This window comes from Actinoplanes sp. NPDC049802, assembly GCF_040656595.1.
Lineage (GTDB): Bacteria > Actinomycetota > Actinomycetes > Mycobacteriales > Micromonosporaceae > Actinoplanes.
Genome location: NZ_JBFAMR010000020.1, coordinates 6,990 through 30,527 on the forward strand (window position 1 = coordinate 6,990; position 23,538 = coordinate 30,527).

General features: G+C 71.6%; 18 protein-coding genes. 12 read left to right on the top strand and 6 right to left on the bottom strand.

Translation table 11 applies throughout. From position 1 onward, the window contains the following. A partial coding sequence (locus AB0I88_RS16155) for a hypothetical protein (RefSeq protein WP_361024016.1) occupies positions 1–2,252 on the bottom strand: 2,252 nt, incomplete at its 3' end. 149 nt (positions 2,253–2,401) lie between these two features. On the opposite strand from AB0I88_RS16155, the gene ndk reads away from it, so the two are divergent. After that, positions 2,402–2,818 carry a nucleoside-diphosphate kinase gene (gene ndk, locus AB0I88_RS16160; protein WP_361024019.1) on the top strand — a complete coding sequence of 139 codons (417 nt, stop codon included), beginning with the start codon at positions 2,402–2,404 and terminating at the stop codon, positions 2,816–2,818. Between the two features lie 12 nt (positions 2,819–2,830). Here the strand turns inward: ndk and AB0I88_RS16165 are convergent, their stop codons facing one another. From AB0I88_RS16165 to AB0I88_RS16180, 4 genes are read right to left on the bottom strand one after another with little or no spacing between them, the layout of a single operon-like run. Beyond that, on the bottom strand, positions 2,831–3,616 hold the full coding sequence (locus tag AB0I88_RS16165; protein ID WP_361024022.1) for an ABC transporter permease: 786 nt from the start codon (positions 3,614–3,616) through the stop codon (positions 2,831–2,833). Next, a complete protein-coding gene (locus tag AB0I88_RS16170) occupies positions 3,613–4,383 on the bottom strand; it encodes an ABC transporter permease (protein ID WP_361024025.1) in 771 nt (256 codons plus the stop codon). The genes AB0I88_RS16165 and AB0I88_RS16170 overlap by 4 nt, the downstream gene beginning before the upstream one ends. Further along, complete coding sequence (locus AB0I88_RS16175; protein WP_361024027.1) at positions 4,380–5,357, bottom strand: ABC transporter ATP-binding protein; 978 nt, start codon at positions 5,355–5,357, stop codon at positions 4,380–4,382. Before AB0I88_RS16175 ends, AB0I88_RS16170 begins: the two co-directional genes overlap by 4 nt. A 28-nt stretch (positions 5,358–5,385) precedes the next feature. After that, on the bottom strand, positions 5,386–6,393 hold the full coding sequence (locus AB0I88_RS16180) for an ArsR family transcriptional regulator (protein ID WP_361024029.1): 1,008 nt from the start codon (positions 6,391–6,393) through the stop codon (positions 5,386–5,388). 404 nt (positions 6,394–6,797) lie between these two features. On the opposite strand from AB0I88_RS16180, the gene ileS reads away from it, so the two are divergent. After that, entirely contained in the window at positions 6,798–9,914 is a 3,117-nt protein-coding gene (gene ileS / locus AB0I88_RS16185; RefSeq protein ID WP_361024032.1) for an isoleucine--tRNA ligase, read from the top strand. A 132-nt stretch (positions 9,915–10,046) separates the two neighbouring features. After that, complete coding sequence (locus AB0I88_RS16190; RefSeq protein ID WP_361024035.1) at positions 10,047–10,718, top strand: lysophospholipid acyltransferase family protein; 672 nt, start codon at positions 10,047–10,049, stop codon at positions 10,716–10,718. A 134-nt stretch (positions 10,719–10,852) separates the two neighbouring features. On the opposite strand, the gene AB0I88_RS16195 is transcribed toward AB0I88_RS16190, so the two are convergent. After that, a complete protein-coding gene (locus AB0I88_RS16195) occupies positions 10,853–12,031 on the bottom strand; it encodes a hypothetical protein (RefSeq protein WP_361024038.1) in 1,179 nt (392 codons plus the stop codon). Positions 12,032–12,255: 224 nt separating this feature from the next. Between AB0I88_RS16195 and AB0I88_RS16200 the strand changes: the two genes are divergently transcribed. The 9 genes from AB0I88_RS16200 to rpmA all read left to right on the top strand — a co-directional run bounded on the left by AB0I88_RS16200 (position 12,256) and on the right by rpmA (position 23,444). Next, the gene (locus tag AB0I88_RS16200) at positions 12,256–13,053 is read left to right on the top strand and encodes an alpha/beta hydrolase (RefSeq protein ID WP_361024041.1); all 798 of its coding nucleotides are present in this window, start codon (positions 12,256–12,258) and stop codon (positions 13,051–13,053) included. Between the two features lie 29 nt (positions 13,054–13,082). Continuing rightward, positions 13,083–15,575, top strand: a complete 2,493-nt coding sequence (locus AB0I88_RS16205; RefSeq protein ID WP_361024044.1) for a SpoIIE family protein phosphatase — start codon at positions 13,083–13,085, stop codon at positions 15,573–15,575. Continuing rightward, complete coding sequence (locus tag AB0I88_RS16210) at positions 15,572–15,919, top strand: STAS domain-containing protein (protein ID WP_361024047.1); 348 nt, start codon at positions 15,572–15,574, stop codon at positions 15,917–15,919. The genes AB0I88_RS16205 and AB0I88_RS16210 overlap by 4 nt, the downstream gene beginning before the upstream one ends. Positions 15,920–15,950: 31 nt before the next feature. After that, the gene (locus tag AB0I88_RS16215; RefSeq protein WP_361024050.1) at positions 15,951–17,939 is read left to right on the top strand and encodes a TIGR03960 family B12-binding radical SAM protein; all 1,989 of its coding nucleotides are present in this window, start codon (positions 15,951–15,953) and stop codon (positions 17,937–17,939) included. A 51-nt stretch (positions 17,940–17,990) separates the two neighbouring features. Continuing rightward, positions 17,991–18,725, top strand: a complete 735-nt coding sequence (locus AB0I88_RS16220; protein WP_361024053.1) for a TIGR03936 family radical SAM-associated protein — start codon at positions 17,991–17,993, stop codon at positions 18,723–18,725. Positions 18,726–18,858: 133 nt separating this feature from the next. After that, complete coding sequence (locus AB0I88_RS16225; protein WP_361024056.1) at positions 18,859–22,110, top strand: Rne/Rng family ribonuclease; 3,252 nt, start codon at positions 18,859–18,861, stop codon at positions 22,108–22,110. 108 nt (positions 22,111–22,218) lie between these two features. Next, positions 22,219–22,707 carry a hypothetical protein gene (locus AB0I88_RS16230; protein WP_361024059.1) on the top strand — a complete coding sequence of 163 codons (489 nt, stop codon included), beginning with the start codon at positions 22,219–22,221 and terminating at the stop codon, positions 22,705–22,707. Positions 22,708–22,864: 157 nt separating this feature from the next. Further along, positions 22,865–23,179 (top strand): 50S ribosomal protein L21, encoded by a 315-nt coding sequence (gene rplU / locus AB0I88_RS16235; RefSeq protein WP_093621557.1) that lies wholly within the window; start codon positions 22,865–22,867, stop codon positions 23,177–23,179. Between the two features lie 7 nt (positions 23,180–23,186). Next, on the top strand, positions 23,187–23,444 hold the full coding sequence (gene rpmA / locus AB0I88_RS16240) for a 50S ribosomal protein L27 (RefSeq protein ID WP_361024061.1): 258 nt from the start codon (positions 23,187–23,189) through the stop codon (positions 23,442–23,444). Positions 23,445–23,538: the final 94 nt, after the last annotated feature.

Below are 23,538 nucleotides of genomic sequence, written 5' to 3' on the forward strand. Positions count from 1 at the left end.
GCCGGGCGGGTCGTGGGCGTTTCGGTCACGGTCTGCGGCGGTGCCGGGCGGGTCGTGGGTGTTTCGGTCACGGTCTGCGGCGGTGCCGGGCGGGTCGTGGGTGTTTCGGTCACGGTCTGCGGCGGTGCCGGGCGGGTTGCGGGTGTTTCGGTCACGGTCTGCGGCGGTGCCGGGCGGGTCGTGGGCGCACCGGACCGGGGGGCGCGTGGCGGGGGTGAGCCGGCGTGGCTCGGCCGGGGCGTGTACCCCGGGGGCGGTGTGGGCGCGTTGGCCGGGCGGGGGGCAGGGGGCGGCGGTGGGCGCAGTTCCTGACTCCACACGCCGGGCGGGGGCGGGGGATTGCCGGTCCGGGGAGTCCGCGAGGCCGGCGAGACCGGATCGACCGGCTCTGCGACCCGCCGTGGCCGCCTCAGGTCCTCGGGTGCCTCCGGCGGGGCGCTGTGGACGGCGGACGTCGCCTCCGGCGTGGTTTCCGGAGAATCCGGTCGTGGGCCGCGGTCATCCGGTCGTGGGCCGCGGTCATCCGGTCGCGGGCCGCGGTCGGCGGCCTCCGGTTGCGATCGGGACGGGCCGGATGCCGCGCCGGTCTCGGTGGGGCGGGCCGGGGCGTCGCTTTCGTCCGCTCGGTGGTGGGCCGCCTCACGAGGGGCGGGCACCGGCTGGGCGGCGGCTGCGGCCGTGGGGCCCGAGGGCGTCGAGCGGGTCGGTGGGCCGTCCAGGTCCAGGTCGATGGCCGCGTCGGGGTCATCCGTGTCGAGGTCGCTCGGCGGGACCGAGGTTTCGGCTCGGCGGGCGCCGGCCGCTTCCGCGGTGCTCCGGCGGGTCTCGGACGCTTCGGTGGTGTCCTGGCGGGTCTCGGACGGGACGGCGTCGCCGGGGTGCGTTTCGTCCGGGTGAGCGGTGTCCCGGCGGGTCTCTGCCACGTGTCCGGGCATCGGGCCGGTGGGGTGATCCTCGTCCACGTGGAGGGTTGCCGGATCGGGCTCCGCGACCATACCGGTGGCGGCAGACGACTCGCTGGATGTGCGCTGGGACGGGGGCATGGTGGTGCCCGCCTGCGGGGTCGCCGTCGTCGTGGTGGTGGCGGTGCGGGAGGCGGCCGACGGGGCGCCGCGCTCGGCCGTCGCGGTGGCTGAGCCACCTCGGGGGCGTGGGCTCGGACGGGAGCCCGGTGGGCGGGATGCCGTGGTGGGCCGGGCTCCGCCCTGCGGGCCCGGCCCGCCGGTGGACGGGCCGGGGTCCCCTGAACGGCCGGAAGTGGAACCGGCGGCCGGTGCGGCGGCGAAGGCCGCTCCGCCCGGCGACTCCGCGTAGGGCGAGGCGGACCCGGAGGAGTGCGAGGGTGCGGCGGGGCCGGAGGAGTGCGAGGGCGCGGCGGGGCCGGAGGAGTGCGAGGGCGCGGCGGGGCCGGAGGTGGGCCGCGGGTCGTCGAGGGGGGAGAAGCCCGGCTCCTCGTCATGATCGTGGGCCGTGGAGCGGGGCGGGTCGTCGAAGGCGGTGGACGCCGTGGCGCCGGCCGGGCCGAACGGGCGGGCCCGCCGGGGCAGCGGCGGAGGCTCCTCGTCGGTGCCGACGACGTGGCCCTCGACGATGGTGCCGGCCGGAGTGTCGCGGACCACGACCGGTGTGGTGGTCCGGCGCCCGAAACCGCCGGAGGAGGCGTGCGGTCCGGCCGGGTCCTCGGTGTCGACGTCCCACTCGCGTTCGCGGCCCTCCCACGGGGCCGGGTCGACGGAGCCGAGCAGTTCGTCGTCGAGGTCGTCGGGCTCGGCGTGGTCGGCGGGTGCGGGAGGCGGAGGCGGGTCCTCGCCCTCGGGGCGGGTGGCCGCGTCCTTCCAGTTGATCCGGACGCGGCGGGTGTCGTCGACGTCGACGGTGATCGGGATGGTCGCGCCGGGCACCGGCCACTTCTCGATCGGCACCCGGGACTCGCGGACCGTGGCGTCGAAGGCGCCGAGGCCGGGCGCCACCACGATCAGTTCGAGGGTGGCCCGCCCGTACGCCCCGACGGGCGGCGGCTCGGTGATCGACCGCACCTCGGCGGTGCCCGCCACGGTGGCCCGGCCGCCGCGGCGCGACACGTTGAGGAAGGCGACCGCTATGGCGATGAGGAGAACCGCGACGCCGAAGAAGGCGACGGCGGAACTGCGCATGCCGAGCCCGTAAACGATCACGAAGGCCGCCAGCGTGGCCATGATCGCCGCCACCAGCTTGCGCGCCGGTGCGATAGGCCGGCCGGTCTGGTTCGCCACTGTGGACCTCCCGGTTGTCCCCGTCAGGTTATGGCCCGGCGGTGCGTCCGCGAAAGTGCGGTAGTCCGGACATCGCCGCTCGCCCCGTTCGCGGTACCGATAGGCTGAACTCCCCGCGTGTCGGCCAGTAGTGATAACGGAGGAACCGCGTGTCCAGCACTACCGAGCGTTCGCTCGTCCTGATCAAGCCGGACGCGGTCCGCCGCGGCCTGCTCGGCGAGATTCTGTCCCGTTTCGAGCGTAAGGGCCTGGTCGTCGAGGCGCTGGAGTTGCGCACGATGGACGGCTCCCTGGCCGACGCGCACTATGCCGAGCATGTGGACAAGGCCTTCTACCCGCCGCTGAAGGATTTCATGACCGGCGGCCCGCTGGCCGCTCTGGTCCTCTCCGGCGACTCGGTCATCGAGGTGGTCCGGGCCATGATCGGCGCGACCGACGGCCGCAAGGCGGCCGCCGGCACGATCCGTGGTGACCTGGCCCTCTCCAACCGGGAGAACCTGGTGCACGCCTCCGACTCCCCGGAGAGCGCCGAGCGCGAGCTGGCCCTCTGGTTCCCGAAGCTCTAGATCCGACAGTCGCTACCGGGTCTCCAGGCCGGCCCGGCGACGGGACTCGGCCTCGAAGACCTTGAGCAGGAGCGCGGCGAGGACCGCGTAGCCGGCGCCGACCAGCAGTTCCCGGCCCAGCACGGGCGCGGCCGCTTCGAGGCCGCGCCCGGCGGCCAGCAGCCGGGCCGCTTGCGCCGCATGGGTGATCGGCAGCAACTGTCCGACAGCGATCATCCAGTCGGGCAATTCGCCGCGCGGCACGTTGACCCCGGTCAGCAGGAGCAGCAGCGCGGCCGACACGTTGGAGACGACCCAGACGTCGCGGAACCTCAGGCCCACCGCGCCCAGGGTGAGCCCGAAGAAGCCGCAGGCCAGCGAGCCGGCGGCCAGTGCCAGCGCCAGGCCCGGCACGGCCGTGACGGGGATTCGCAGACCGAGCAGCAGCACCCCCATGAACAGTGTGAACGCGGCGATGAGCAGACCGTTGCCGGCGTACGGCAGGACTCGTCCCCAGAACACCACGGTCCGGCTGCGCGGGGACAGCAGGACGTGGCCGAGGGTTCCGTAGCGGCGCTCGTTGGCGACCGCCATCGTCCCGCCGAACACGCACGCGGTGGACGCGGCCAGCACCGCGTTGCCGACGATGAAGAACCGGTCGTCGGCCACCTGCAACTGCCGTCCCAGGTAGGCGAAGAACAGCAGTTGGAAGGTGGGCCCGGCGAGCAGTGTCCCGGCGTACATCGCGGGGGTGGTCCAGTTGAAGAGGGCCCGGTACGCCAGCGCGCCACCGATGCCGATCAGCCGTAGCGTCCTCATGCCAGCGCCAGGGTGCCGGCCGCACGGGCGCGGCGCTCGAAGGATTTCAGCAGAACCGCGCCGAGGGCCAGGCACACTGCGCCGAGGGTCAGGCAGATCCCGATGGACGGCCAGACCGGCCCGCCGATGGTGGCCTCGCGCAGCGCCCGGGCGCCCCAGGTGGTCGGCAGGACGGCCGCGATCGGGGCGGTCCAGGCCGGCAGCACGCTGATCGGCACGAGCATCCCGGAGAGCAGCCAGACCGGGTAATCGAGCGAGTTGACCAGCGCGTTGGCATTGCGCAGCAGCACGAACGTGGAGGCCATCAGCAGCCCGAACATGCCGAGCCCGGCGATGCAGGCCACGGTGGCGGCCCCGAACGCGACCGGGTGCGCGAGGTCGATCGGGATGCCGTAGACGATCCGGCCCCACAGCAGTGTGGCGATCAGCGCGTAGCAGCCGGTGACCGCGGTGGCCGCGGTGAGCGGCAGGACGACGATCGCCGGGTGCCGGGGCGTCAGCATGATGATCTCGAGGGTGCCCTCGAACCGCTGGTGCTGGATGGCACCGCCCGAGCCGGTTAGCACCGACGCCCAGACGCCCATCAGCCCTGCGCCGACGGCGGCCTCGAGCAGCCGGTGCGGTTCGTCGCCGGCCCGGAACAGGTAGACCGCCAGGGTGGCCTGGACCAGCGGAATGACCAGGGCCAGGGCGATCTCGAGGGGTGACCGGCTGAGATGCTTGGCGCGCAGCACGGTGCCGAGCAGCAGGGTGCGCGGAGTTCTCATGCGGCGCCCACGATCGCCACGTACGCGTCCTCCAGCGTCGGTTCCCGGCTGTCCACCCGGCCGAGCCGGATCCCGGTGAGTTCCCGCAGCACGTCGCCCTGCACGTCGACGTGCGCGTCGGACTGGACGGTCAGCAGTTGCAGCGCCCCGCGGTCCTCCACCGAGGTCTCGCGGACGCCGGGCAGCCCCCGTAGGGCGCTGATCGCGGTGGTCGGGACTCCGTACGCCTCGACCTCCACGACCCGGCGCCCGTCTGCCCGGCACCGCAGCTCGGCCGGTGTGCCGAGCGCCTGGATCTCGCCGCCGGAGATGACCGCGATCCGGTCGCAGAGCTCGTCCGCCTCGGCCATGTAGTGCGTGGTCAGCACGACCGTGGTGCCGGCTGCGGCGAGCCCGGCCACGGTGCGGCGCAGTTCCCGGGCGGCGACCGGATCCACCCCGATCGACGGCTCGTCGAGGAACAGCACCTCGGGGGCGTGCAGCAGGCCGCGGGCGATGTGCAGCCGCTGCCGCATGCCTCGGGAGTAGCCCTCGACCCGTTCCCGCTCCCGTCCGGTGAGGCCGACGAGTTCCAGCAGTTCGGCGATGCGGCGCCTCTGGTCGCGGGGCGGCACACCGTACAACTCGGCGAAGTAGCGCAGGTTGTCCAGCGCGGACAGCCGGTCGTAGAGACCGCGGTCGCCGCCGAACACGTACCCGATCCTCCGGCGTACCTCCCGGGTCTGCCGGACCACGTCGAAGCCGCGGATCCGTGCCGTGCCGGCGGTCGGGATGAGCAGGGTGTTGAGCATCTTGATGGTGGTGGTCTTGCCGGCGCCGTTCGGGCCGAGCAGGCCGAACAGCTCGCCGCGGCGCACTGTCAGGTCGACCCCGCGGACGGCCTCCACCGTCTCGCGCCGGGGCCGCAGCCAGCCGGTGCGGGTCCGGTACGTGCGGCGCAGGCCCTCCGCCTCGATGGCGTAGTCGCTTTCCATGCCCGGAAAGCTAGAGAACGCCGATCGTTCAGGAAACGGATTCGGTGGTGGCCGAATCGTCGCCGAGCAGATTGACGAGCGCGAGCCCCGCCGGTTCCAGACCGTAGAGGACCCGGCGCCCGGCCCGCCGCCGGTGCACCACCCCGGCGGCCTGCAAACCGGCCAGATGCTCGGAGACCGTGCTCGGGGCGAGCCCCAGCAGGGTGGCCAGCCCGGTGGTGGTGGTCGGAGTGGTCAGCGTCCGCAGCACGGTGGCCCGGCCGCGCCCGATGAGCAGTGCGAGCCGGTCGTCCGCGGCCGGGGTGTGGGTCTCGGCGAGGACGGCGGCGCCGCGGGCCTGGTAGGTCACCAGCACCACCTCGGGATGGTCCGAGCTGTAGAGCAGCGCGCCGCGCGAGAAGATCAGCGGCACCAGCAGGAGCCGCCGGTCGGTGGCGGTGAAGCTGTCCTCCAGCTGTTTCCTCAGGGTGAGCACCGGACGCTCCCAGTGGACCCGGTCGTGCAGCCGGGCGAGCAGCGCGTCCGGCCCGTCGGCGGCCAGCGCCCGGGCCCGCAGCAGGACCTCCTCGTCGAGGGCGGCCCGCATGGCCGGCCAGTACGGGGCCATGGCGCCGTCCCAGAACGCGGCGAGACCGTCGGCGAGCCGGTGCAGCGCGGACTCCCGGTCGTCGAGGAAGGGCCGCAGGCAGGGCGGCACGCCGTCCGGGTGGTGCCGGGCGATCTGCGCCGCGATCACGTCGGCGGGCGTGTGCCGTACCTCGTCGATCTGCTCGCCGATGGTCGGCGCGGCCGTGGTCGGCATCGGGGCCAGGAAATCCGGCAGCATCCGCCCGACCTCGGAGTAGACCCGCAGCGGGGCGGTCACCGGGTCGGTGGCCAGCACCATCCGGGCTCGCCGGGCCCAGGCGTCGTACGGCCACGGGGCCGCCTCCGGATGACTGATCAGCAGCCAGAGTCCGCAGACCGTCTCGATCAACGGGCTGATCGCGATGCGGGTACGCGACAGCGTCGGTTCGTCGAACTCGATCCGGATCACAGGACGGAGTTTAGGGAGGGTGGTCCCGCCCACGGGACCGCGGCGGGAGGGTGAGTGGGCAGCTCCGCCCGGCGCGGGCGGCGCCGGGCGTGAGCAGCGACGGTCGTCGCCTGCCTGCCACGGCGGGGGCGCGCAGGCGTACCCCTCGGGGTAATGCGGATGAGGGAAGCGGAGCGTGCCCGGTATCGTTGTGCGCACGCAGGCTTTGAACCGGCCATCACCGGGGAGCCTCCGGAAGAACGGGCGCGAGCTCTAGTAGAACCGGGCGGACACCGGACCGCGCAGCCTTCCGGCGAATGAGCGGGCGGGTCTCCACGGACCGTCAAGCGAGGTGGTACCGCGGGTCTTCGTCGGAGGCTCGTCCTCGCAGTCACGTCATGTGAACTGCTTGAGGGGAACACCAGATGGCCTACCCGAAACACACCGACGCCTCCGGCGTTCCGGCGAGCCCGGATCTGCCGGCGGTCGAGCGCTCGGTCCTCGACCACTGGGCCGCCGACAAGACGTTCGAGGCGTCCGTCGAGCGGCGCCCGGCCGGGGACAGCGGCGCCAACGAGTACGTCTTCTACGACGGGCCGCCGTTCGCCAACGGCCTGCCGCACTACGGCCACCTGTTCACCGGGTACGTGAAGGACCTGGTGCCGCGTTATCAGACGATGCGCGGCAAGCGGGTGGAGCGGCGGTTCGGCTGGGACACGCACGGCCTGCCCGCCGAGGTGGAGGCGGAGAAGCAGCTCGGCATCACCAGCAAGGCGCAGATCGTCGACCTGGGCATCGACAAGTTCAACGAGGCCTGCCGGACGTCGGTGCTCGCCTACACGAAGGACTGGGAGCGTTATGTGACGCGCCAGGCCCGGTGGGTGGACTTCGCGAACGACTACAAGACGCTCGACCCGGCTTACATGGAGTCGGTCATGTGGGCGTTCAAGACGCTGCATGACAAGGGTCTGGTCTACGAGGGCTTCCGGGTTCTCGCCTACTGTTTCCGGTGCGAGACGCCGCTGTCGAACACCGAGACGCGGATGGACGACGTCTACCGGGACCGGACGGATCCGGCTCTGACGGTCAGGTTCCGGTTGGACACCGGCGAGGACATCGCGGTGTGGACCACCACGCCGTGGACCCTGCCGTCCAACCTGGCGCTCGCCGTCGGCCCCGACATCGAGTACGCCGTCATGTCCGATGATTCTGGACAGAAGCTGCTTGTCGGCGCGGCGCGAGTGGCCGCCTACGCCAAGGAGCTGGACGGCTACGAGCAGGTCGGCAGCGTCTTCGGCCGGGATCTCGTCGGCCGCCGCTACACCCCGCTGTTCGACTTCCTCGTCGAGCCGGCCGGGGAGAACGCCTTCCAGGTCCTCGGCGCCGACTTCGTGACCACCGAGGACGGCACCGGTGTCGTCCACATGGCCCCGGCCTTCGGCGAGGACGACCAGAACGCCTGCAACGCGGCCGGCATCCCGACCGTGGTGACCGTCGACGACCACACCCGGTTCACCTCGCTGGTCCCGGACTTCCAGGGTCTGCAGGTCTTCGACGCCAACAAGCCGGTGATCGCCGTGCTGAAGGAGCGCGGCGTGGTGCTGCGCCACGACGGGTACACGCACTCGTACCCGCACTGCTGGCGTTGCGACACCCCGCTCGTCTACAAGGCGGTGTCGTCCTGGTTCGTCGCGGTGAGCACCTTCCGGGACCGGATGGTGGAGCTCAACCAGCAGATCAGCTGGACGCCGTCACACATCAAGGACGGATCGTTCGGCAAGTGGCTGGCGAACGCCCGCGACTGGTCGATCTCCCGGAACCGGTTCTGGGGGTCGCCGATCCCGGTGTGGAAGTCGGACGACCCGCAGTATCCGCGGGTCGACGTCTACGGGTCCTACGAGGAGCTGTCCCGGGACTTCGGGGTCTCCGTGGAGGACCTCCACCGGCCTCATGTGGATCAGCTGACCCGGCCCAACCCGGACGACCCGACCGGGAAGTCGACCATGCGCCGCGTCCCCGAGGTGCTGGACTGCTGGTTCGAGTCCGGGTCGATGCCGTTCGCCCAGGTGCACTACCCGTTCGAGAACAAGGACTGGTTCGAGCACCACTACCCGGGCGACTTCATCGTCGAGTACATCGGGCAGACCCGTGGCTGGTTCTACACCATGCACGTGCTGGCGACGGCGCTGTTCGACCGGCCCGCGTTCCGCAACTGCCTGAGCCACGGCATCCTGCTGGGCGAGGATGGTCGCAAGATGTCCAAGTCTTTGCGGAATTATCCGGACGTGTACCGGGTCTTCGACACCTACGGCTCGGACGCGATGCGCTGGATGCTGATGTCGTCGCCGGTGCTCCGGGGTGGGGACATGCCGGTGACGGAGGTCGCGATCCGCGACTCGGTCCGGCAGGTTCTCCTGCCGCTGTGGAACGTCTGGTACTTCTTCAGTCTCTACGCTAACGCTTCGGATTATGAGGCGAAATTCCGGACAAATTCGCAGCACTTGCTCGACCGCTATGTGCTCGCGAAGACCCGGGAGCTTGTCACCGACGTTCAGAGCCAGATGGACGATTACGACATTTCGGGCGCTGCGGCAACGGTGCGAGGCTACCTCGACGCCCTCACCAACTGGTACGTGCGCCGTTCCCGGGACCGCTTCTGGGCCGGCGACGAGGACGCCTTCGACACCCTGGCCACCGTGCTGGAGACGCTCACCCGGGTGGTGGCGCCGCTCGCGCCGCTGACCGCCGAGGAGATCTGGCGCGGCCTGACCGGCGGCCGTTCGGTGCACCTGACCGACTGGCCGTCGGCGGAGGTGTTCCCCGCCGACCACCAGCTGGTCGCGTCGATGGACGCGATCCGGGACGTGGCGTCGGCGGCGCTGTCGCTGCGCAAGGCGAAGGGCCTCCGGGTCCGCCTGCCGCTGGCGTCACTCACCGTGGCGGTCAAGGACGGCGGTTCCTTGGCCGGGCTCGGTGACCTGCTCAAGGACGAGGTCAACGTCAAGGAGGTGGTCTTCACCGACGACGTGGCCGCCTACTGCCAGCAGGTTCTCACGGTCGTCCCGCGGGCGCTCGGCCCCCGGGTCGGCAAGCAGGTCCAGCAGGTGATCAAGGCGGTGAAGAGCGGCGACTGGCAGCTCGTCGACGGCGCCCCGGTCGCGGCCGGCGTCACCCTCGCCGAGGGGGAGTACGAGCTGAGGCTGGTCGCCGCCGACGTGGAGAACTCCGCACCGCTGCCGGCCGGTGGTGGCGTCGTGGTCCTCGACACCGCGGTCACCCCGGTGCTGGCGGCCGAGGGGCTGGCCCGCGACGTCATCCGCGTCGTGCAGCAGGCCCGGCGGGACGCCGACCTGGACGTCAGCGACCGGATCGCGCTCGTGCTGTCGGCGCCCCCGGCGGTCCGGGCGGCCGTCGAGGCGCACCGGGAGTTCGTCGCCGGTGAGACTCTCGCCACGTCGGTGGAGTTCGCCGATCTGTCGGAGGGCTTCGCGGGCGAGGTCGGCGACGCTGAGCGGGTCACGGTGACCGTCACGGCGGTGTGATTCAACCGATTGGCCCGGATGTTCGCCTGGTGTGGGCGAATGTCCGGGCCGGACCAAGATCACTAGGTACATCGTGGCGACTGTCAGCTAACCTCACAGCACCACACACCCCCATGCGTCCCGGAGGACGAGTTGCCGCTGCTCTACACAATCGGCAAGGTCACCCTCGGCAAAGTGCTGATGACCGGCTGGCGGCCGCACGTCGAAGGCATCGAGCACGTGCCGCGCACCGGTGGCGCCATCTTCGCGGGCAATCACCTCTCCGTCGCCGATGAGCTTCTCCTCGGCGCCGTGGTGCCCCGGCACCTGGCCTTCTGGGCCAAGTCCGACTACTTCGACGGCACCGGCGTCAAAGGTTTCCTCAACCGCAAGCTGATGGAGGGCCTCGGGGCGATCCGCGTCGAGCGGACCGGTGGCCGCGCCGCCCTCACCGCCTTCGACGCCGCCATCCCGGCACTGCGCGACGGTGAGCTGATCGCCGTCTATCCCGAGGGCACCCGATCGCCCGACGGCCGCCTCTACCGAGGGCGGACCGGGGTGGCCCGCCTGGCCGTCGCGGCGGGTGTGCCGATCGTCCCGGTCGGCGTGCTCGGGACCGAGAAGGTTCAGCCCATCGGCCGGCCGGCCCCCAAGTTGATCCGCGGCGTCATCACGGTCAAGTTCGGCAAGCCGATCGAGACGGTGGGCCGGTCCGACGACCGCACCGCGCTGCGCGAGCTCACCGACCAGGTGATGGCGGAAATCCAGAAGCTCACCGGCCAGGAGTACGTGCCGCGCTACGCCCCCAGCAAACGCGAGCAATAAACCCCGGATCGGGTACGGGCACAAACGCCCCGTCCGATTCTGATCGCCCCGCCGAGCCCCGCGAGCCCCTGCCGGGTCACGGCCGTGCCGCGCCCGCCGGGCTTGAGCGGGTGGTCACCCTCCGCCGAGAGCCGTCACGAGGGCACCAGGACGGTCTCGCGGAGTCTGCTCACCAGCTCGGCGCTCTCCTCCAGGGACCGCCGGGTGAGCAGGACCGTGGCGAGACTGCCGTGGTCGGCCCAGGCGCAGGCCACCACCGACGTGTCCTCCAGACGGCCGGTGCCGCACCGCTGGTGCGCGCCGAGGACCCCCAGGTCGAACGGCTGGACGTTCTTCAGCTTCAGTGAGCCGGACAGCCGGGCGAGCTGGGCTTCCACGTCGGAGGCCGGGGTGAGCCGGAAGCCGGTGACCCCGAAGACGGTGACCCGCTTACCGCGCCCGTCGGCGTAGACGCCGGCGAACGCGTCCCCCTCCGATCCGGCCGACTGCAGTTGCTCGGCCAGCCGCCGGGCGGCGCGCTGGCCGGCCGCCGTGTCGCGCAGCTTCAGATCGGCGAAGGACTCCGGGAGGACCGCCGTCACCGGGTACTGCCGGGCGCCGGGCAGGAGCCAGTAGCCGAGGGCCAGGGCGACCACCACGAGCAGGGCGAGCCGGCGTGGGCGGCGGCGCTTGCGTGGCGGCCGGGGAAGCGGGCGGGCGGCCCACGGCGGGGCGGCCGGTGGGGTGGCCGGCGGACGGGGCTGCACCGGAATCCGGTCCTTCGCCACCCGCTGACTCTTCGCCGCCGCCTGCCGGCCCCACGCCCGCAACCTGGCCGGAGCGTTGCCGGCCGCCTCCTGGCCCTTCGTGGCGGCGCGGCGGCCCCAGGAACGGACCTTCGGTGGCAGCAGTGGCGGCAGGCCGGAGCCGGCCGCCGGTGGCGGGTAGGTGCCCGGCGCCGGGATGGTGGGATTCGGCCTCTCCACCCGGGTGGGTGGTGCGGCCGGCGCGTCCGTGCGGGTCACCGGGAGATCGGCGGGCGCCGGCGGCGTCGTGTAGGCCTCCGCCCAGACCGGCGTGTCCTGATCGGCCCACGGGTCGACTGCCGGCACCGCGGTGCGGTCGTCCTCCGCCTCGGCCTCGCCGCCGGTGATCCGGCCGAGCATGCGGGACCAGCGCGAACGGCGCGGACCCGGCTCCGGCACCGGCGCGGCGGCGCTCCATCGGCCGGCGAGCGCCTCGGTCGGCGGATCGGTCTCGTCCGGTCCGGCGAACCGGGTGGGGCCGGGCACTCCGGCGACCGGAGTCTCGTCGCCCGGCTGCGGGTCGGCCATGTCTTCCGGTCTCCTCCACGCTTTCCGTGACACACACGTCTTCACCCAGGTTAGGGACGCGGCGCCACTGGGACGGCGGGGCCGGATCCGGACGGCGAACCACAATGGCGGACAACGAGGGCGATGTGCGAAACGCTCCGGAGTCGTATGGTTACCCGGACTTGGCATCCTCTGGCCTCCAAGGGCCGGATTCACGTTCGCGTGCAGTCGGGAGAGGTCTCCACATGAGCACGACGCAGAGAAACGCGGTCACGATCTCCGGAGCCGGCTCCGGCCGTCCGATGCTGTTCGCCCACGGGTACGGCTGCGATCAGAACATGTGGCGTTTCGTGACCCCGGCCTTCGAGGACACTCACCGGATCGTTCTGTTCGACCACGTCGGCAACGGGAGGTCGGACCTGTCGGCGTACCGGGACTCCCGGCACGGCACGCTCTCCGGCTACTCCCTGGACGTCCTGGAGATCCTCGAGGAGCACGACCTGCGGGACGTCGTCTTCGTGGGCCATTCGGTGGCCGCGATGATCGGTGTGCTCGCCGCGATCCGCGAGCCGGACCGCTTCGCCGGGATCGTCATGGTGGGCCCGTCCCCGCGGTACATCGACGACGAGGCGGACGGTTACGTGGGCGGGTTCGCCCGTTCCGACATCGAGGAGATGCTGGAGTCGCTGGACAGCAACTATCTGGGCTGGTCCAGCGCGATGGCGCCGGTGATCATGGGCAATCCGGAGCGGCCCGAACTGGGCGAGGAGCTGACGAACAGCTTCTGCCGTACCGATCCGGAGATCGCCAAGAAGTTCGCCCGGGTCACCTTCCTCTCCGACAACCGTGCCGATCTGCCCGATCTGCGGGTGCCGTCGCTGATCCTGCAGTGCTCGGACGACGTCATCGCGCCCGCCGTGGTCGGGGAATACGTCCACAAGCACACCCGGGAGAGCACCTTCATGACCCTGAACGCGACCGGGCACTGTCCCAACCTGAGCGCGCCCGAGGAGACGGTTGACGCGATCAAGTCCTGGTTGTAGACAGCGGGCATGATCGGCGGACGATTGGCGTGAGTGAATCTGGCGGGCCGGACGTGACACAGGAGTTGCGACTGCCCTGGGACGACGATCCTGAGGACCTGTACGAACACGCGCCGTGCGGCTACCTCACGACGCTCCCGGACGGCACCATCGTCCGGGTCAACGAGACCTTCCTGGCCTGGACGGGCTACGCGCGTACCGATCTGATCGGTCACAAGCGGTTCCGTGACCTGCTCACTCCGGGTGATCAGATCTATCACGAGACCCACTACGCGCCGTTGCTGTCGATGCAGGGCGAGGTGCACGAGATCGCCCTCGAGGTGGTCCGTGCCGACCGGACCCGGGTGCCCACCCTGGTCAACTCGGTGCTGGAGCGCGGCGCCACCGGCACGCCCCGGATCATCCGCACGATGGTCTTCAACGCCACCGAGCGGCGTGGCTACGAGCGGGAGCTGCTGGCCGCCCGCCGGGCCGCGGAGGCCTCCGAACAGCGGATCCGGGTGCTCCAGCAGATCGTGGCCGACCTGGCGGCGGCCCCGACCGAGGCCGAGGTGGTGGAGGCGGTGATCCGGGCGCCGGAGCCGGCGTTCCAGGCCACCAGCAGCAGCATCTACCTGGTCGACCTGGAGCGGGACCAGCTGATCGCGGTCTCCTCCACCGACCCGACCACCGGCGGCTGGGACGACATGCCCCGCTCGTCGACCCGGGCGGTCGCCGAGGTGGCCCGGCGCGGCGACCTGCACGTGATCGGCACCGTGGCGGAGGCCGAGGAGCACTTCCCGGACCTGGCCGAGTCGATGCGCCGGTCCGGGCGCGGGACCGTGGTGCTGCTGCCGCTCACCACCGGCCCGGCCGACGAGCAGACCGCCGTGTCGGTGCTGGGCGTGCTGGCGTTCAGCTTCCGTGAGGAGCGCGTGCTCACCGACAGTGAGCTGCGGGTGATCCGCCTTCTCGGACAGCAGGCGGGTCAGGCGCTCGACCGTGCCCGGCTGTACGACGACGCCCGCCGCCGCGAGGACCGTTCCACGTTCCTGGCCCGCACCACCCGGGCGCTGGACGAGGAGCACCGCCTGCTGCAGCGGGCCCGCCGGCTGGTCGAGCGGCTGGTTCCGGAGATCGCCGACTGGACGCTGGTCCGCCTCCAGGTGGGCCCGGCCGGACTGGTCGAGGACCACGGCGGTCCGGCCCCCGCCCCGGAGCTGCTGGACGCCCTGGTGGCCGAGGTGGTCGAGACGTGCGCGCCGGTCTTCGCCGGCGACGGGCCGGGCTGCACCGTGCTGCCGCTGACCGTCCGCGGCCGGGTGATCGGCACCCTGGCGCTGCGGATGGCCCCCGACCGGCGCGGCGCGGAGGCGGACCGGCTCTTCCTGGTCGACCTGGCCGACCGGGCCGCCCTGGCGCTGGAGAACGCACGGCTCTACGAGCAGGAGCGGGCCATCGCCCGTACCCTCCAGCGCAGTCTGCTCGCCGCGGACGTGCCGGGCACCGACCCGCGATTCGCGCTGGAGACCCACTACCAGGCCGCCGCGCAGGACCTGGAGGTCGGCGGCGACTGGTACGACGCCTTCCTGATCACCGCCAACAAGCTGGCCGTGGTGGTCGGTGACGTGGTCGGGCGGGGCATCGACGCGGCCACCACGATGGGTCAGTTGCGCAGCGCGATCCGGGCGCTGGCCACCGCCGAGAACGGCCCGGCCCGGCTCCTGGAAGGGCTGGACCGGTTCTGCGAGCGGGTCGAGTCGGCGCGGATGGCGACCGTCGTCTATGCCGAGATCGACCTGCTCAGCAGCGAGATGGCGTACGCCACCGCCGGTCATCTGCCACCGCTGCTGCACGAGCCGGCCGGCCCGCCGCAGTACCTCATGCAGGCCCGCTCGGCGCCGCTCGGCTCCCGGGCCGGCGACCGCCGCCGGGTCGAGCACCGGATGCGGCTGGCCGCCGGAAGCCGTCTGCTGCTCTACACCGACGGCCTCATCGAGCGCCGCAGCCGCCCGATCGACCGGGGCTTCAAGATCCTGGCCCGGGAGTTCTCGCGGCTGCGCGACGCCCCGCTCAAGGGCCTGACCGCCGGGCTGGCCGACATCCTGGTCGGCCGCGACCACGCCGACGACGTCTGCATGCTCTGCCTCTCGCTGGGCACCGAGGAGCGCCTGGAGCGCACGATCGGCGCCGACCCGTTGCAGATCTCGCTGCTGCGGGCCGACATACGGGGCTGGCTGATGGGCCACGGCATCGACGCCGACTGCCTGAACGCGGTGCTGCTGGCCTGCTCGGAGGCGGTGGCGAACTCGATCGAGCACGGCTATCAGGACGACCCGTTCGGGGTGGTCGACGTGGTCGCCACGATCAGCGCCGACGCCGTCGAGATCCGGGTCAGCGACCAGGGTGTCTGGCAGGGGCCGGGCACCGACGTGGCCCGCGGCCGGGGCCTGCAACTGATCTACGAGTCGATGGATGAAGTGATCTTCGACCGGGGAGAGGGGACGACGGTGACCATGCGACGGCATCGAGGCACGTCATGACCGCGGACCAGTGGGTGAGTTTCTCCCGCCGGGGGACGGCCGAGCTGGTCCACCTCAAGGGTGAGATCGACCTGGCCAACGCCAACGACATCGGCCGCGCCATCGTCGCCCGGACCACCGGGGCGAACGCCGTGGTGATCGACCTGACCGCGGTCTCTTTCCTGGACAGCGCCGGGGTGCGGCTCCTCGACTTCATCGTGGGAGACCTGGACGACCGGAGGAAGCCGGTCCGGCTGGTCGTCGGGGAGCGTGGGGCCGCCCGGATGACACTGCAGCTCTGTTCGTTCCGGAACGACCTCCTGGCGACCGATCTGGACCGTGCGGCGGCGGAACTGGAGCGTTAGCCTCTACCTGCCTCGCGTACCCTGGAGCCCCATGAGCGTGAGTTCCGTCTTCCCGCAGCTCGAGCAGCTGCTGCCCCGGGTCAGCAAACCGATCCAGTACGTGGGCGGCGAGCTCGGCGCCGTCGTCAAGGACTGGGACGCGACCACGGTCCGGTGGGCGCTGATGTATCCGGACGCCTACGAGGTCGGCCTGCCCAACCAGGGCGTGCAGATTCTGTACGAGGTGCTCAACGAGCTCGAGGACGTGCTCGCCGAGCGGACCTACGCGGTCTGGCCGGACCTCGAGGCGCTCATGAAGGAGAACGGCGTCCCGCAGTTCACCGTCGACGCGCACCGCCCGGTGACGGCGTTCGACGTGTTCGGGCTGTCGTTCGCCACCGAGCTCGGTTACACCAACATGCTGAGCGCCCTGGACCTGGCCGGCATCCCGCTGGACAGCGCCGACCGGGACGAGACCCACCCGATCGTGCTGGCCGGCGGTCACGCCAGCTTCAACCCGGAGCCGATCGCCGACTTCATCGACGCCGCCGTGCTCGGCGACGGCGAGGAGGCGGTCCTGGAGATCACCGGGATCATCCGGGACTGGAAGGCCGAGGGCTGCCCGGGCGGGCGGGACGAGCTGCTGCTGCGCCTGGCCCGTACCGAGAGCATCTACGTGCCGCGGTTCTACGACGTGGACTACCTGCCCGACGGCCGGATCCAGCGGGTCGTGCCGAACCGGCCGGACGTGCCGTTCCGCGTCGCCAAGCGGACGACGATGGATCTGGACGCGTGGCCGTACCCGAAGAAGCCTCTGGTGCCGCTGGCCGAGACGGTCCACGAGCGGTATGCCGTGGAGATCTTCCGGGGTTGCACCCGGGGTTGCCGGTTCTGCCAGGCCGGCATGATCACCCGCCCGGTGCGGGAGCGGTCGATCACCACGGTCGGCCAGATGGTCCAGCAGGGCCTGGAGTTCTCCGGCTTCAACGAGGTCGGCCTGCTCTCGCTGTCCAGCGCCGATCACTCCGAGATCGGTGACATGTGCTCCGGCCTGGCCGAGCAGTACGCGGACACCAATGTCTCGCTGTCCCTGCCGTCCACCCGGGTCGACGCGTTCAACATCGACCTGGCACAGGAGCTGTCGCGCAACGGACGGCGTACCGGTCTCACCTTCGCGCCGGAGGGCGGCTCGGAGCGGATCCGCAAGGTCATCAACAAGATGGTGACCAAGGAAGACCTGATCCGTACGGTCGTGACGGCGTACTCGAACGGCTGGCGCCAGGTGAAGCTGTACTTCATGTGCGGCCTGCCCACCGAGACCGACGAGGACGTCCTCGAGATCGCCCACATGGCGCACGAGGTCATCCGGGCCGGCCGGGAGGCCGCCGGGACCAAGGACATCCGCTGCACCGTGTCGATCGGCGGTTTCGTGCCGAAGCCGCACACCCCGTTCCAGTGGGCCTCGATGGAACGTCCCGAGGTCATCGACGCCCGCCTCAAGCTGCTCAAGAACGAGATCAACAGTGACCGCTCGCTGGGCCGGGCGATCGGTTTCCGCTACCACGACGGCGAGCCGTCGCTGATCGAGGGCCTGCTGTCCCGCGGTGACCGCCGGGTCGGCAAGGTCATCCGCCGGGTCTGGGAGAAGGGCGGCCGCTTCGACGGCTGGTCCGAGCACTTCTCCTACTCCCGCTGGGTGGAGGCCTGTGACGAGGTCCTGCCCGGCATGGGTGTGGATCTGGACTGGTTCACCACCCGCGAGCGCGAGGAGCTGGAGGTCCTGCCCTGGGACCACCTGGACTCCGGCCTCGACAAGGACTGGCTCTGGCAGGACTGGCAGGACTCGCTCAGCGAGTACGAGCAGGACGACTGCCGCTGGACCCCGTGTTTCGACTGCGGCGTCTGCCCGGCGATGGACACCGAGATCCAGATCGGCCCCACCGGTAAGAAGCTGCTTCCTCTGACACCCGTAACCCGTCCGACCGCCCCGCCCACCGCCCAAAATTCGGATGAAAACCCTCTTACAGGGGTTCCCGCTTAGGAGTTTCCGATTCCCCCGAAGAACCAACCCGTCGGCGGCCAGGCGCCGGTCGTGCAGCGGATCCGCCTGCGGTACGCCAAACGCGGCCCGCTGCGCTTCACCTCGCACCGCGACTTCGCCCGCGCGTTCGAGCGGGCGCTGCGCCGCGCCGCCGTCCCGATCGCCTACTCGCAGGGCTTCACCCCACACCCCAAGATCTCGTACGCCAGCGCGGCGCCCACCGGCGTCGGCAGCGAGGCGGAGTACCTGGAGATAGGCCTGCAGGCGCCGGCCGATCCGGAGCAGTTGCGCGCCGCCCTGGACGACGCGCTCTCGCCGGGGCTCGACATCCTGGAGGCGGTGACGGCCGGAGAGGGCAGCCTCGCCGACCGGATCGACGCCTCGCGGTGGCGGCTGGAGCTGCCCGGCATCGATCCCGCTGACGCGGAGAAGGCGGTCACTGCGTTCCTCGACTCCACGGAAGTCCTGGTGGAGCGCATGACCAAGCAGGGCCGCCGTACCTTCGACGCCCGCGCCGCGGTGACCCGTTGTGCGGTGACCGGAGAGCCGGACCTACCTTCCGGGGCCGTTGGCGTACCGTGTGCGATAATCGACCTTGTCGTACGGCAGGTAACGCCCGCCGTTCGGCCCGATGACGTCCTATCCGGCCTGCGCGTGGTGGCCGGCCTGGAGCCGCCGGTGCCCCCTCGGGTGACCCGGCTGGCCCAGGGCACACTCACCGCGCAGGGGGAGATCGTCGATCCGTTGGACGCGGATCGCGGAGACGTCGGCATCGGAGGACGCTAGCCGGAAACCGGCCGGTGTTCGTTGGCAGACTTCGGCAGCCCGTCCCCTTCGGCCGGGCCCGAAAAACTTTGCAGCGACCCTGCGTGGCAGCGCTTACCCGCGCCCGGGGTCGCCGAGAACTGGAGAGCGCCCCATGCTCGATAACGAGCCCCCAGTCAACCTGGGAGATCAGGGCGGTGAACGGGACGGAGCTGTGACGCCGCCCGGAGATACCGCCGCAAGCACGACCCCGGCACGCCGGACGCGGGCTCCGCGTCGCAAGGCGGCAGCGTCTCCGCCGGAGGCCGACGCGCCGGACAGCGCCGCCGATCCGGCCGCCGGTCCCGGTGCCGTTCCCGTCGCGGATCCCGTCGCCGAGACTCCGGCTCCGGTGAAGAAGGCCACCCGCAGCCGGAAGAAGGCCGCCGCTCCGGCTGTCCCGGCTGAGGCGCCCACCGCCCCGGCTGAGACTCCGGTCACCCCGGCTGAGGCCCCGGTCGCCGAGACCCCGCCGCCGGTGAAGAAGGCCACCCGCGCCCGCCGGAAGAAGGTCGAGCAGCCCACTCTCGTCGAGGTGGAGGAGCCGGCCGTCCCACCGGCTCCGGTTGCCGAGGTCGCCGAGATCCCGGTGGCCGTGACCCCGGCCGAGGACGCCGAGGAGCTCACCGAGGACGAGGCCGCCCTCATCGAGGACGCCGCCGTGGAGGCCGCCTCCGCGGCCCGCGCGGCCGCCGTACCGGTGGTCGGGGTTCTTCCGCTCGACGACGACTTCGTCGAGGAGAAGCCGGCCACGCCCACCCGGGCCCGCCGCGCCGCGCTTCCGCCCGCTGTGCTCTTCATGCCGCCGGACCCGGCCGAGGCCGTGCCCGCCCCGGTGACCCGCCGCCGTCGCGGCGCCGCCGAACCGCCGGTGGCGGTCGAGACCCCGGTCCCCGAGGTCGCCGAGGCCGCCGAGACGGCCGAGGAGGAGACCGAGGAGGTCGTCGAGGCCCCGCGCCGCAGCCGGCGCCGCCGCCGTGGTGCGGCCGAGGAGCCCGCCGAGGTCACCGTCGCCGAGCCCGAGCCGGTCACCGCCGAGATCGACGAAGTCGACGAGAGCGCTGACGACGTCGAGGACGGCGCCGATGAGGACGAGGACGACGAGGACGCCGCCGGCCGCCGTCGCCGCCGCCGGGGCCGTCGCGGCCGCGGCCGGGGCAAGGGCCCGTCCGACGAGGCCGACGAGGGTGACGACGAGAGCGACGCCGAGGAGGGCCCCGAGGCTTCCGCCGAGGAGGGCGAGGAGGACGATGAGCCCGAGGACGGCGAGGGCGACGGAGTCACCCGCCGTCGGCGCCGCCGTCGCCGCAAGGGTTCCAGCGGTGACGGCGAGACCGGTGGCATCGAGGACGGCGTGCACACCGTGGTGCGGGTGCGCGAGCCCCGGCGTACCGACGAGGTGCAGGGTGTCTCCGGCTCGACCAGGCTCGAGGCCAAGCGCCAGCGCCGCCGGGACGGCCGTGAGCAGCGGCGGACCCGTCCGCCGATCCTGAGCGAGTCGGAGTTCCTGGCCCGTCGCGAGGCGGTGGACCGGGTCATGGTCGTCCGGCAGAAGCAGGACCGCACCCAGATCGCGGTCCTCGAGGACGGCATCCTGGTCGAGCACTACGTGGCCCGGGCCACCTCCGGGACCATGGTCGGCAACGTCTACCTCGGCAAGGTGCAGAACGTGCTGCCGAGCATGGAGGCGGCGTTCGTCGACGTGGGCCGCGGCCGTAACGCCGTGCTGTACGCCGGTGAGGTCAACTGGGACGCCACCGGCCTGGAGGGACGGGCCCGCTCGATCGAGCAGGCGCTGCGCTCCGGCGACTCGGTTCTGGTGCAGGTCACCAAGGACCCGATCGGTCACAAGGGCGCCCGGCTGACCAGCCACATCGCGCTCTCCGGCCGGCACCTGGTCTACGTGCCCAACGGCAACGCCTCGGGCATCAGCCGCAAGCTGCCGGACACCGAGCGCAAGCGGCTCCGCGACATCCTCAAGAAGCTGGTGCCGGACGGCGCGGGCGTGATCGTCCGGACCGCCGCCGAGGGCGCCAGCGAGGACGAACTGGCCCGCGACGTCAAGCGGCTCCAGGCGCAGTGGGAGGACATCCAGGCCCGGGCCGCCGAGGGCAACGCGCCGCGCGCCCTCTCCGAGGAGCCGGACCTGGTCATCCGGGTGGTCCGGGACCTCTTCAACGAGGACTTCCGTGAGCTCGTGGTGCAGGGCGAACAGGCGTACGCCGAGGTGGAGAACTACCTCGACTCGGTCTCCCCGGACCTGGTGGAGCGCCTGCGACGGCACACCGGTGTGGCGGACGTCTTCGCCGAATGGCGTATCGACGAGCAGATCCTCAAGGGCCTGGACCGCAAGGTCTTCCTCCCGTCCGGCGGTCACCTGGTGATCGACCGGACCGAGGCGATGACCGTGGTCGACGTCAACACCGGTAAGTACACCGGCGCGGGCGGCAACCTGGAGGAGACGGTCACCCGCAACAACCTGGAGGCGGCCGAGGAGATCGTGCGCCAGCTGCGGCTGCGTGACCTCGGCGGCATCGTGGTGATCGACTTCATCGACATGGTGCTGGAGAGCAACCGCGAGCTGGTGCTGCGGCGGCTCACCGAGTGCCTGGGCCGGGACCGGACCAAGCACCAGGTCACCGAGATCACCTCCCTGGGCCTGGTGCAGATGACCCGGAAGCGGATCGGCGCGGGCCTGCTGGAGGCGTTCAGCGAGAACTGTGACCACTGCAAGGGCCGTGGCCTGATCCTGCACCCCGAGCCGGTGCCGGAGAAGCGGTCGAACGGCGGCGGGGGCAGCAGCAGCGGCGCCGGCGGTGGCGCTCAGGTGAAGGTGGTCGCCGCGGCGGTGCGTACCGAGGCGCCGCCGGCTCCGCCGCAGCAGCCGTCCCGGTCGCGGCGCCGCCGTGGTGGCGCCGACAGCGCGCCGGCCGAGCCGGTGGAGCCGGTCGTGGCGGCCGAGCCGGTCGCGGTGGCCGACCCGGTCGAGCGGGTGGCGCCGGTGGAGGAGCCGCCGGCCGTCGTGGTGGTGGCCGAGGAGCCCGGTCCGGTGGCGGAGGTGGCCGAGGTGCCGCCGGCAGCCCCGGTGTCGGGTTCCGGGATCGTCCGGCGTGCGCCGGCGGCGTTGACCGCCCCGGACGGCGACGACGACTACGACATCAGCGGCTACGACCTGTCCCGGTACGAGTCGGAGGACACGAACGGGCACGCGGGCGAGGCCGAGCCGATGCGGCTGGCCGGGTCCGGCGACCCGGACGCGGCGGAGGACGACGAGGACGAGGACGACGACGAGGACGTGGTGGGTGCCGCCACGGGTACTCGCCGGCGGTCCAGGCGGGGTGGCGCACGCCGCCGTACCCGCCCCTGAGCGGCTGAAACCCGGCCCGGTAGTTATCTGTAAAGAAAGCTAACTACCGGGCCGGGTTTTCCGTTACCCTCGGCGGGATCGATCCCTGCCCCCGAGGAGACCGACCCCATGCGTACGCGTACCCCTGTTGTCATCGCATCGGCGGCGCTGGCCGCTCTCGTGCTGGCCGGCTGCTCCGGCGCCGATCCCGCGCCGACGGCGGCGGCTCCCGCTCCGGCCGTGCCCCGGTCGGCGGCCGCCACCACCGAGAAACCGACCGACACCGCGCTCGCCGAGGACACCGAGGCGATCTGCGCGCAGGCGAGCCGGACCAGCACCGGCTTCGGCGCCACCTTCGCCGAGGACTACCGGCTGCTCGTCAAGGCCGAGGGCGCCGAGGCGAAGGCCAAGGCCAAGGAGAAGGTCACCCGGGACGTGGAGAGCTTCTCCTTCGCTCTGCTGGACATGTCGAAGCTGGCCTCGGACCCGAAGCTCAAGAAGGCGCTCGCCGCCATGGGCGCTCAGGTCACCGCTCTCAAGGGCGACGTTGCCAAGATCGACGACAAGGAGCTCACCGCCCTGCACGCCAGGCTGGACAAGGCCTGTGGCCGGGGGTAGAGCCCGGTTTGGGTCTCGGGCGAGCGATGAAGTAGTCTTGCCAACGGCGCCTTTTCGGCGCTAGTTCCGTGCGCGCCCCCAAGGCGCTTGCCGGAGCCTCTCAGCAACATCCGCCAGCAGCCATACGGCTGCGTAAGTCTCAGGGAGTCCGCGTCCCATGTACGCGATCGTCAAGACCGGCGGCAAGCAGTACAAGGTTGCCGAGGGCGACGTGATCGAGGTCGAGAAGCTCGCGGGTCAGCCCGGCGATGCCCTGACCCTCGCCGCGGTCCTCCTCGTCGACGGTGACAACCTGGTGACCGAAGCGGCCAAGCTTGCCAACGTTACGGTGTCCGGCGAGATCGCCGAGCACACCAAGGGTCCGAAGATCCGGATCCACAAGTTCAAGAACAAGACCGGATACCACAAGCGCCAGGGGCACCGTCAGCCGCTGACCCGCGTCAAGGTGACCGGCATCAAGACCGGGAAGTAGGCGCGCCATGGCTCACAAAAAGGGTGCATCCAGCTCGCGTAACGGCCGTGAGTCCGCCGCCCAGCGACTGGGTGTGAAGCGGTTCGGTGGTCAGCTGGTCAACGCCGGCGAGATCCTGATCCGCCAGCGGGGCACGAAGTTCCACCCGGGCGACCTGGTCGGCCGCGGCGGCGACGACACGCTGTTCGCGCTTGCCACCGGTAACGTCCTGTTCGGCACCTCGCGCGGCCGCAAGACCGTCAGCATCGTGCCGGTCGCGGAGTAGTTTTTCTCCACAGCGGGCCGTGGACCCTCGGGTCCGCGGCCCGCTGTCGTTTTCAACCCCGGCGGCTGGCCTCCAGTGCTGTCTCAGCGCTGCT